Origin of the sequence: Pseudomonas sp. SWRI81 (assembly GCF_014268545.1) — a bacterium.
Lineage (GTDB): Bacteria > Pseudomonadota > Gammaproteobacteria > Pseudomonadales > Pseudomonadaceae > Aquipseudomonas > Aquipseudomonas hamedanensis.
Map to the genome: position 1 here is coordinate 1 of NZ_JABWQS010000075.1, position 11416 is coordinate 11416.

The following is an 11416-nucleotide window of genomic DNA, read 5'->3' on the forward strand; positions in this document are numbered from 1 at the left end:
CGAAGGCGGTGTGTCATTCGAAGCAGATGCTGACTGATATTGCACCTTCGCGAGCAGGCTCGCTCCCACAGTAATAGAGGGTCGGTTGGCTGCGGTTATTAGACGATTGTCGACAATACCTATTTATCCTTTGACGTGCGCGGGCTAATTAGCTAGTTTTTGCCGCATTGGATATCAAGGTGTCGACAATCATGCTGGATCAACTCGATCCTCCGGTCATCAGCGGCGAAGATACCGAGACGCTTTCGGAAAACGTCTTCCGGCGCATTCAGGCCGCTATCGTCAAAGGTGAAATCGCCCCGGGCAGCAAGATTTCCGAGCCGGAGCTGGCGCGCACCTACGGCATCAGCCGCGGACCGTTGCGTGAGGCGATTCATCGCCTGGAGGGCCAGCGCCTGCTGGTGCGTGTGCCGCACGTCGGCGCGCGGGTGGTGTCGCTCAACCATGCCGAATTGATCGAACTCTACGAAATCCGCGAATCCCTCGAAGGCATGGCCTGCCGCCTGGCGGCCGAACGCATGAGCGTAGAAGAAATCGATGAGCTGCGCCGGGTGCTGGAAACCCACGAGCGCGACGCAGCGTTTCAGGCCGGTGTCGGCTACTACCAGCAGGAAGGCGATTTCGACTTCCACTACCGGATCATCCAGGGCAGCGGTAATCGCACGCTGACGCAGATGCTTTGCGGTGAGCTGTACCAACTGGTGCGCATGTACCGCATTCAGTTTTCCACCACGCCGAACCGCCCGCGTCAGGCGTTCGCTGAACATCACCGGATTCTCGATGCCATCGCCGACCGTGACGGCGAACTCGCCGAATTGCTGATGCGCCGCCATATCGGCGCCTCGAAACGCAACATCGCCCGTCATTACCAGGACGGTGCCCACAATAAGACAGCCACTGAACGAGGTGAGTCATGAGTTCCAGACTGAACACGCCAGGCCAGCGTTTCCGCGATGCGGTCGCCAGCGAGCATCCATTGCAAGTGGTTGGTGCGATCAACGCCAACCACGCGCTGCTGGCCAAGCGCGCCGGTTTCAAGGCGATTTACCTGTCCGGTGGCGGGGTGGCCGCAGGTTCGCTCGGCGTGCCGGATCTGGGGATTACCGGTCTCGATGACGTCTTGACGGACGTGCGGCGCATCACCGATGTCTGCGACCTGCCGCTGCTGGTGGACGTCGACACCGGTTTCGGCTCGTCAGCGTTCAACGTCGCGCGCACCGTCAAATCGATGATCAAGTTCGGCGCGGCGGCGATTCATATTGAAGATCAGGTCGGCGCCAAGCGCTGTGGCCATCGCCCGAACAAAGAGATCGTCAGCCAGCAGGAAATGGTCGATCGCATCAAAGCCGCGGTCGATGCGCGCACCGACGACAGCTTTGTGATCATGGCGCGCACCGACGCGCTGGCGGTGGAAGGCCTTGAATCGGCTCTGGATCGCGCGGCGGCGTGCATCGAAGCGGGCGCTGACATGATCTTCCCCGAGGCGATTACCGAGCTTGAGATGTACAAGCTGTTCGCCAGCCGGGTGAAAGCGCCGATTCTGGCCAACATCACCGAATTCGGCGCGACGCCGCTGTACACCACCGAGCAACTGGCTGGTGCCGACGTGTCGCTGGTGCTGTATCCGCTGTCGGCGTTTCGCGCGATGAACAAGGCCGCGGAAAACGTCTACACCGCGATCCGCCGCGACGGCACGCAACAGAATGTCATCGATACCATGCAGACTCGCATGGAGCTCTACGATCGTATTGATTACCACACGTTCGAGCAGAAGCTCGATGCGTTGTTTGCACAGAAAAAAGGCTGAACAAGCCCCTGTGGGAGCGAGCCTGCTCGCGAGTGGGCGCCAACGATAACGCGGTGTCCCTGATGCACGCTTCGCGAGCAGGCTCGCTCCCACCTGTTTCCCCTACAAATTCAAGAAAACTGGAGACAACAATGGCCGAAGCAAAAGTACTCAGTGGCGCCGGACTCCGGGGCCAGGTGGCCGGGCAAACCGCATTGTCCACCGTGGGCCAGGCCGGAGCCGGGCTGACTTACCGCGGCTACGATGTGCGCGAACTGGCCGCCGACGCGCAATTTGAAGAAGTAGCGTACCTGCTGCTGTACGGCGAACTGCCGACCCAGGCGCAACTCGCCGCCTATCAAGACAAACTGAGCAAGCTGCGCGACTTGCCGCAAGCGCTCAAGGAAGTGCTGGAACGCATCCCCGCCGATGCCCATCCGATGGACGTGATGCGCACCGGCTGTTCGTTTCTTGGCAACATCGAGCCGGAGAAAGACTTCTCCGAGCAGCGCGACAAGACCGATCGCCTGCTCGCCGCGTTCCCGGCGATCATGTGCTATTGGTACCGCTTCAGCCACGACGGCAAGCGCATCGATTGCGTGAGCGACGAGCCGAGCATCGGCGGCCACTTTCTGCACTTGCTGCATGGCAAGAAGCCGAGCGAACTGCACGTCAAAGTCATGAACGTGTCGCTGATCCTTTACGCCGAACACGAATTCAACGCCTCGACGTTTACCGCACGCGTTTGCGCTTCGACCCTGTCGGACCTGTATTCCTGCGTCACCGCAGCTATCGGCTCGCTGCGCGGCCCGTTGCATGGCGGTGCCAACGAAGCGGCAATGGACATGATCGAGCGCTTCTCTTCGCCCGAGGAGGCGATCAAGGGCACCCTCGGCATGCTCGAGCGCAAGGACAAGATCATGGGCTTCGGCCATGCGATCTATAAAGACAGCGACCCGCGCAACGAGGTGATCAAGGGCTGGTCGAAAAAACTCGCCGACGAGGTCGGTGACCAGGTGCTGTTCGCGGTTTCCGAAGCGATCGACAAGACCATGTGGGAGCAGAAGAAACTGTTCCCCAACGCCGACTTCTACCATGCCTCGGCGTACCACTTCATGGGCATCCCGACCAAGCTGTTCACGCCGATCTTCGTCTGCTCGCGCCTGACCGGCTGGGCCGCGCACGTTTTCGAACAGCGCGCCAACAACCGCATCATCCGCCCAAGCGCCGAGTACACCGGCGTCGACCAGCGCAAGTTCGTGCCAATCGAACGTCGCTGAATGGTGAGCTGACCCGAGGACACCGCAACCCCCTGTAGGAGTGAGCCTGCTCGCGATGGCGTCTTTTCAGTTGATATCAGTGTTGACTGACACACCGCTATCGCGAGCAGGCTCACTCCTACAAGGGACAGTGTGAATCCTGAGTCTGGTGTTTGCTCACCCTTTGAAATCACCGTGACCCCGAGTCCTGACCCGATGAACACAAAATTTCGCAAGAACCTGCCCGGTACGCCGCTGGATTACTTCGACACCCGCGCGGCCGTCGAGGCGATCCGGCCCGGTAGCTATGACACCCTGCCGTACACCTCCCGCGTGTTGGCGGAAAATCTGGTGCGTCGCTGCGATCCGGCGACGCTCACCGACTCGCTCAAGCAATTGATCGAACGCAAACGCGACCTCGACTTCCCGTGGTTCCCGGCACGTGTGGTGTGCCACGACATTCTCGGCCAGACCGCGCTGGTCGACCTCGCCGGCCTGCGTGACGCCATTGCCTTGCAGGGCGGCGATCCGGCGCAGGTCAATCCGGTAGTGCCGACGCAACTGATCGTCGACCATTCGCTGGCGGTCGAGGCGGGCGGTTTCGATGCCCAGGCGTTCGAGAAAAACCGCGCCATCGAAGATCGGCGCAACGAAGACCGTTTCCACTTCATCAACTGGACCAAAAAGGCCTTCAAGAACGTTGATGTGATTCCGCCGGGCAACGGCATCATGCACCAGATCAACCTGGAGAAAATGTCGCCGGTGATCCAGGTGCGCGACGGTGTGGCGTTCCCGGATACCTGCGTCGGCACCGACAGCCACACGCCGCATGTCGATGCGCTGGGCGTCATTGCCATCGGTGTCGGCGGCCTTGAAGCCGAGAGCGTGATGCTCGGTCGCGCCTCGTGGATGCGTCTGCCAGAAAGCGTTGGCGTCGAGCTGACCGGCAAGCTGCAACCGGGCATCACCGCCACCGACATGGTGCTGGCGCTGACTGAATACCTGCGCAAACAGAAAGTCGTCGGCGCCTGGCTGGAGTTCTTCGGCGAAGGCGCGGCGGCGCTGACTCTCGGCGATCGCGCGACCATCTCCAACATGGCCCCGGAATACGGCGCCACGGCGGCGATGTTCTACATCGACCAGCAAACCATCGATTACCTGAAACTCACCGGTCGTGAGGACCAGCAGGTTCAACTGGTCGAGCAATACGCCAAGCTCACCGGCCTGTGGGCCGACAGCCTGAAGGGCGCGCAATACGAGCGCGGCCTGACCTTCGACCTGTCTTCGGTAGTGCGTAACATGGCCGGCCCGAGCAACCCGCATGCGCGCGTCGCGGTCGCGGATCTGGCCGCCAAAGGCATCTCCGGTCAGTGGGATGACGTGCCAGGGCAAATGCCCGACGGTGCGGTGATCATCGCGGCGATCACCAGTTGCACCAACACCAGCAACCCGCGCAACGTCATCGCCGCCGGCCTGCTGGCGCGCAATGCCAACAAACTCGGCCTGACGCGCAAGCCGTGGGTGAAATCCTCGCTGGCACCGGGCTCGAAAACCGTGGCGCTGTACCTTGACGAAGCGGGGCTGACCACGGAACTGGAACAGCTCGGTTTCGGTGTCGTGGCGTTTGCCTGCACCACCTGCAATGGCATGTCCGGCGCACTCGATCCGGTGATCCAGCAAGAAATCATCGACCGCGACCTGTACGCCACCGCCGTGCTCTCGGGCAACCGCAACTTCGACGGCCGCATTCATCCGTATGCCAAGCAGGCGTTCCTCGCGTCGCCGCCGCTGGTGGTCGCCTACGCGATTGCCGGGACCATCCGTTTCGATATCGAGAAGGATGTGTTGGGCGTGGTCGATGGCCGCGAAATTCGCCTGAAAGACATCTGGCCGAGCGACGAAGAAATCGATGCGGTGGTCAAGTCTTCGGTCAAGCCTGAGCAGTTCCGTCAGGTCTACATTCCGATGTTCGCCGTCCTCGAAGACACCGGCCCGAAAGTCGCACCGCTCTACGACTGGCGCGAGATGAGTACTTATATTCGCCGTCCGCCGTACTGGGAAGGTGCGCTGGCCGGCGCGCGTCCGCTCAAGGGCATGCGTCCGCTGGCGGTGCTGCCGGACAACATCACCACCGACCACCTGTCGCCGTCGAACGCGATCATGCTCGACAGCGCCGCCGGCGAATACCTGGCGAAGATGGGCTTGCCGGAAGAGGACTTCAACTCCTACGCCACCCACCGTGGCGACCACCTGACTGCACAACGCGCGACGTTCGCCAATCCGAAACTGTTCAACGAAATGGTCGTGGAAAACGGCAAGGTCAAGCAGGGTTCGCTGGCCCGCGTCGAGCCTGAAGGCAAGGTCATGCGCATGTGGGAAGCCATCGAAACCTACATGGAGCGCAAGCAGCCGCTGATCATCATTGCCGGCGCCGACTACGGTCAGGGTTCGTCCCGTGACTGGGCGGCCAAGGGCGTGCGCCTGGCCGGTGTCGAGGCGATTGCCGCCGAAGGTTTCGAGCGCATTCACCGCACCAATCTGGTGGGCATGGGCGTGTTGCCGCTGGAATTCAAACCGGGCACCGACCGCCATACGCTGGCCATCGATGGCAGCGAAACCTACGACGTGGTCGGCGAGCGCAAGCCGCGCGCGGACCTGACGCTGGTGATTCATCGCAAGAATGGCGAGCGGGTAGACGTGCCGGTGACTTGCCGTCTCGATACCGCTGAAGAAGTGTCGATCTACGAGGCCGGCGGCGTGTTGCAGCGCTTTGCCCAGGACTTCCTCGAGGGTTCGGCGGTGGCTGTTTAAATCAACTGATAGGGGCATGGGATTTTAAGTCCCATGCCTTCGGTAAGGAGCACCATGGCTCACGCAGCTAATTTCGCACCGCAGATCAAAATTCCCGCCACTTACATGCGCGGCGGCACCAGCAAAGGGGTGTTCTTCAGCCTCAAAGATCTGCCCGAAGCGGCGCAGGTTCCAGGTCCCGCCCGCGACGCGCTGCTACTGCGGGTGATCGGCAGTCCCGACCCGTACGACAAGCAGATCGACGGCATGGGCGGCGCAACATCGAGCACCAGCAAAACCGTAATCCTGTCGAAAAGTACCCGCGCCGATCACGACGTCGATTACTTGTTCGGCCAAGTGTCCATCGACAAGCCGTTCGTCGACTGGAGCGGCAACTGCGGCAATCTCTCGGCGGCGGTCGGCTCGTTTGCCATCAGCAACGGTCTGGTCGATGCCAGCCGCATTCCGCACAACGGTGTCGCCGTGGTGCGCGTGTGGCAGGCCAACATCGGCAAAACGATTATTGCCCACGTGCCGATCACCCACGGCGAAGTGCAGGAAACCGGTGATTTCGAACTCGACGGCGTGACTTTTCCGGCGGCCGAAGTACAGGTTGAGTTCATGGACCCGGCGGCAGAAGAAGAGGGCGGCAGTGGCTCGATGTTCCCCACCGGCAATCTGGTCGATGAGCTGGAAGTGCCGGGGGTTGGTACGTTCAAGGCGACCATGATCAATGCCGGGATCCCGACAATTTTCGTCAACGCCGAAGACATCGGTTACACCGGCACCGAGTTGCAAGGCGCGATCAACGGCGATCCGAAAGCGCTTCTGATGTTCGAGACCATTCGTGCCTATGGTGCGTTGCGCATGGGCCTGATCTCCCACCTGGAAGAAGCAGCGAAACGCCAGCACACGCCGAAAGTGGCGTTCGTGGCCAAGCCTGCGGATTACGTAGCGTCGAGCGGTAAAGCGATTGCCGCGGATGATGTCGATCTGCTGGTGCGCGCGTTGTCGATGGGCAAGCTACACCACGCGATGATGGGCACGGCGGCAGTAGCGATCGGCACGGCGGCGGCGATTTCCGGAACCCTGGTGAACCTGGCGGCGGGTGGCATTGAACGCAATGCCGTGCGTTTCGGCCATCCGTCCGGGACGTTGCGCGTCGGCGCTGAAGCGACGCTGGAGAACGGCGAGTGGGTGGTGAAAAAAGCCATCATGAGCCGTAGCGCGCGTGTTCTGATGGAAGGGTACGTACGCGTGCCCGGCGATTGTTTCTGATACAACACCGAACAAACTGTAGGAGTGAGCCTGCTCGCGATAGCGGGCTGACATTCAGCATCAGTGTTGTCTGACACGCCGCCATCGCGAGCAGGCTCACTCCTACAGTCGATTGCATTTCAACCATAAAAAAAATAGCCCTGAACCGAGGTCCCATCAACGAACCACTTCACGAGTGAATCGAACATGAGCGCCAACGTCGACCTGAACAACCGCCCCGACTACGACCGTGTCCTGCAGGACATCGCCGACTACGTTCTGACCTTCAAACCCGAATCCAGCGAAGCGCTGACCACCGCCCGCCACTGCCTGATGGACACGCTGGGCTGCGGCCTGCTGGCGCTGCGTTTTCCAGAATGCACCAAACTGCTGGGGCCGATGGTTGAAGGCACCGTGGTGCCTCACGGCGCACGGGTTCCCGGCACGCCGTATCGTCTGGATCCGGTGAAGGCCGCATGGGACATCGGCTGCATCGTCCGCTGGCTCGACTACAACGACACCTGGCTCGCCGCCGAGTGGGGGCATCCTTCGGACAACCTCGGTGCAATTCTTGCGGTGGCCGATCACCTGTCGCAAAAACGCCTGGCCAATGGTGAAGCGCCGCTGGCGGTGGGCGATGTGCTGGAAGCGATGATCATGGCGCACGAGATTCAGGGCGTGATTGCCTTGGAAAACTCCTTCAATCGCGTAGGACTCGACCACGTCATTCTGGTGAAAGTCGCCTCGACCGCCGTCACTGCCAAACTGATGGGCGCCAATCGCGAGCAGCTTTTATCGGCCTTGTCCCACGCGTTCGCCGACGGGCAGGCACTGCGTACCTATCGCCACGCGCCGAACGCCGGCTCGCGAAAATCCTGGGCGGCGGGCGATGCGACCAGTCGGGGAGTGCGTCTGGCCGACATTGCGATGCGTGGCGAGATGGGCATTCCCGGTGTGCTGAGCGCCAGCCAGTGGGGCTTCTATGACGTGTCGTTCAGTCACACCAACAACGATCTGGCGCTGAAGCCGGACGACAAACGCGCCTTCGGTTTCTCGCGACCGTTCGGCAGCTACGTCATGGAAAACGTCCTGTTCAAGATCAGCTTCCCCGCAGAGTTTCACGCGCAAACGGCTTGCGAAGCAGCGGTGACGCTGCATCCCCAGGTGCGCAATCGACTGCATGAGATAGACCGCATCGTCATCACCACGCACGAGTCGGCGATCCGCATCATTTCCAAGGCCGGGCCGCTGGCCAACGCCGCCGACCGCGACCACTGCCTGCAATACATGACCGCGGTACCGCTGGCGTTCGGTAATCTGATTGCTGAGCATTACGAAGATGATTTCCACAAGGCGCACCCGATCATTGATGTGCTGCGCGACAAAATGCTCATCGTCGAAGAGCCGCGTTTCACCCGTGAGTACCTCGAGGCTGACAAGCGCTCGATTGCCAACGCCGTGCAGGTTTTCTTCAAGGACGGCAGCAGCACCGACAACATCGTTGTGGAATACCCGATCGGCCACCGCCGTCGTCGTGCAGAGGGCATTCCCCTGCTTGAGGACAAGTTCAAAGCGAATCTGGCGACGCGCTTCAGCGCCCAGCGTAGCGGCGAAATATTCGATTTGTGCAAGGACCAGGCGCGGCTTGAGGCGACGCCGGTCAATCGCTTTGTCGATCTGTGGGTTATCTGAACCATTTTTCAAACGGCAGCTTGGTGATCGCAAAACCGCTCAACAGGATCGCCGAATAGATCATCAGCTCCTTCGAGAGCGCCTGGCCCTCATACCAGGCGCCGATGATCACGGCGAACACCGGAAAAATGATAAACACGAATGACAGAATGATCGGGCTCAAGCGTTTAAGCAGCAGAAAATAAACGATGAACCCACCCACCGACGCCACCAGTCCGAGATAGAGCAGGGCGCCCCATGCGCGCGCGGTCACGTTCTGAAATTGCGGCGCTTCGAAGCTCAGCCCGACAATTGATAACAGCAGCCCGGCGATGCCGATCGGCAAGGCGTTATAGGTGATCACGCTGATCGCAGTGCCATGTTTTTTGGTCACCACGTAGCACAGCGCGTGCAGCACCGCTGCACCGAAAATCGCCAGCACACCGAGCCATTCGGCTTTATCCACATGCAAACCCTGGCTGCGGATAATCATGAACAGACTGCCAAAACCAATGGCAATGCCGAGCATCTGCGAAGGGTAGATTTTCTCGCGCAGAAATAACGCAGAGAACACCAGAATAAACACCGGCATGCAGCTGAACAGCAGCGCCGTCAGGCCCGATGACACGTGGATTTCGCCGTAGTTGAGCAGGTAGTAGGGCACGCTGAAATACGACAGCGTGACGAACACAAAGAACCAGCGACTTTGCCGAGGGAACAGCAAAGGCTCCTTTCGCAACAGCGCGAAACTCAGGAACAGCGGGAAAGCAATCAAAAAGCGCAGGCCTGCGGCAGTGAGTGGCGGCACGCTCTCAACCGCGATCTTGATCCCCAGCCATGTGGTGCCCCAGCTCAGACAAACGATGAGAAACAGCAGGCTGGTGATAAATCCGGCGAGCCAGGGCTTGTTGATGCTGATCGGTGTGCTGACAGTGGTCGACATGGCGCGTGCTCCCGGCGTGCGGATTGACCGCTTCGTTGAAAAGGTCTATCTCTGATTGAACCTGTTTTCAGCACGCTATTCGGGGCGCTAATGTCTGTCAAAGCAAGTATTGCCATGGTGTCAATCCTGCGGGACGGGCTCGCCAACCGCGCGGGTGTGAAATACAAACGCCTCGCCGGCGCCGTCGCACAGGCGATCGAGGAGGGCATTATCGACGCCGGCAGCAAGCTGCCACCGCACCGGCTATTGGCCGACAGTCTCGGCGTCACCATCGGAACGGTCAGCCGTGCTTATGGCGAGCTTGAGCGTGTCGGTTTGGTCATGGCCCGTGTAGGAGATGGCACGTATGTGCGTCAGCGCGGGATGGAGCGGCCCCAGGATAAGGGCTTTCGCAACGTCAGCGACGAGCCGCTGGCGTATTTCGACATGAGCCGGAACCAACCGATACCGGGTCAGGAAGCGGCGTTCATGAGCCAGTCGCTGAAGGATCTGGCTACCGATCCGGACGTCTTGCGGCAATTGACCGGCTACACCGCCGAAAGTGGTTTGGCACGGCATCGGTTGGCAGGCGCTGTCTGGTTGCGTCATGGCGATTTTGTGCCGCACGCCGATCAGGTGCTGTGCGTCAACGGCGGTCAGCACGGTTTGCTGTGCACGCTGATGGGCTTGCTCAAGGCAGGCGACACGCTGGTCACCGAGCATTTGTCCTACCCCGGATTGATCAGCGTCACACGTCAGCTCGGGATAAAGCTTATCGGCGCCGCGATGGACGACGAAGGACTTCTGCCCTCGGCATTGGGGGACATTTGCCGTCAGCACCGGGTTAGCGCGCTGTATTGCACGCCGACGATCCAGAATCCTACGGCCGCCGTGATGTCGGTCCCACGGCGTAAGGCGATCGCCGGGCTCTGCCGCGAACACAATCTGCTGATCATCGAAGACGAAGCGCACGCCGTGCTCGACCGCCAGCGGCCGCTGCCGCTGAGTGATTTCGCAGCGGAACGCTCAGTGCTGATCGGCAGTTTGAGCAAAGCGGTGTCGGCCGGGTTGCGCGTGGGTTATCTGCACGCGCCACAGGCGCTGATCGGGCGGCTGAGCGCAGCCATTCGCGCCACGTGCTGGATGGCCAATCCGCTCTCGATGGAGGTGGCGAGCCTATGGATCGAAAGCGGCATGGCCGAGCGCTTGCTGGATGAACAGATCAGCGAAATCGCTCGGCGCAAGGCTTTGGTGGCGCCAGTCATGCAGGATTTGAATTACAACACTCACCCTTACAGTCCGCATTTCTGGGTGCAAGTGCCTGAGCTGTGGCGCGCGTCGCAGATTGCGGCGGAACTGAAAGAGAACAACTATCTGGTGGCCACCGCCGAGGCGTTTGCGGTCGGGCATGGGGCGGTGCCGCAATGCATTCGGGTGAGTGTGTGCAACCCGGTGGGGGATGACCAGTTGTTGCTTACAGGCTTCGAAGCCCTGGCCAAGGCATTGACGGAAACCGTGTGATCGTTCTTCGCGAGCAAGCCCGCTCCCACAGGTTTCGGGTGTGTCTGCAAATTTTGCATTCACCACAAAACCCTGTGGGAGCGAGCCTGCTCGCGAAGGCGCCAGGCCAGGCAATGCAGAACTACTTGAACTGCCGCTCCCACAGGTTTCGGGTGTGTCTGCAAATTTTGCATTCACCACAAAACCCTGTGGGAGCGAGCCTGCTCGCGA

At 60.7% G+C, this 11416-nt stretch carries 8 protein-coding genes; 7 read left to right on the forward strand and 1 reads right to left on the reverse strand.

Annotation, left to right across the window (positions count from 1 at the left end; genetic code table 11):
* Positions 1–194: 194 nt before the first annotated feature.
* The 6 genes from HU765_RS26195 to prpD all read left to right on the forward strand — a co-directional run bounded on the left by HU765_RS26195 (position 195) and on the right by prpD (position 8784).
* On the forward strand, positions 195–917 hold the full coding sequence (locus HU765_RS26195) for a GntR family transcriptional regulator (protein WP_186551606.1): 723 nt from the start codon (positions 195–197) through the stop codon (positions 915–917).
* Positions 914–1807 (forward strand): methylisocitrate lyase, encoded by an 894-nt coding sequence (gene prpB / locus HU765_RS26200; RefSeq protein WP_186551582.1) that lies wholly within the window; start codon positions 914–916, stop codon positions 1805–1807. Before HU765_RS26195 ends, prpB begins: the two co-directional genes overlap by 4 nt.
* Before the next feature lie 131 nt (positions 1808–1938).
* Positions 1939–3066 carry a 2-methylcitrate synthase gene (gene prpC, locus HU765_RS26205; protein WP_186623966.1) on the forward strand — a complete coding sequence of 376 codons (1128 nt, stop codon included), beginning with the start codon at positions 1939–1941 and terminating at the stop codon, positions 3064–3066.
* 195 nt (positions 3067–3261) lie between these two features.
* On the forward strand, positions 3262–5856 hold the full coding sequence (gene acnD / locus HU765_RS26210; RefSeq protein ID WP_186623968.1) for a Fe/S-dependent 2-methylisocitrate dehydratase AcnD: 2595 nt from the start codon (positions 3262–3264) through the stop codon (positions 5854–5856).
* A gap of 54 nt (positions 5857–5910) precedes the next feature.
* Positions 5911–7113 carry a 2-methylaconitate cis-trans isomerase PrpF gene (gene prpF / locus HU765_RS26215; RefSeq protein WP_186623970.1) on the forward strand — a complete coding sequence of 401 codons (1203 nt, stop codon included), beginning with the start codon at positions 5911–5913 and terminating at the stop codon, positions 7111–7113.
* 186 nt (positions 7114–7299) lie between these two features.
* Complete coding sequence (prpD, locus tag HU765_RS26220) at positions 7300–8784, forward strand: 2-methylcitrate dehydratase (protein ID WP_186623978.1); 1485 nt, start codon at positions 7300–7302, stop codon at positions 8782–8784.
* On the opposite strand, the gene HU765_RS26225 is transcribed toward prpD, so the two are convergent.
* Positions 8777–9706 (reverse strand): EamA family transporter, encoded by a 930-nt coding sequence (locus HU765_RS26225; RefSeq protein ID WP_186623980.1) that lies wholly within the window; start codon positions 9704–9706, stop codon positions 8777–8779. The two genes, prpD and HU765_RS26225, sit on opposite strands and share 8 nt — an antisense overlap.
* 90 nt (positions 9707–9796) lie before the next feature.
* On the opposite strand from HU765_RS26225, the gene HU765_RS26230 reads away from it, so the two are divergent.
* The gene (locus tag HU765_RS26230; RefSeq protein ID WP_186623982.1) at positions 9797–11206 is read left to right on the forward strand and encodes a PLP-dependent aminotransferase family protein; all 1410 of its coding nucleotides are present in this window, start codon (positions 9797–9799) and stop codon (positions 11204–11206) included.
* Positions 11207–11416 lie beyond the last annotated feature (210 nt).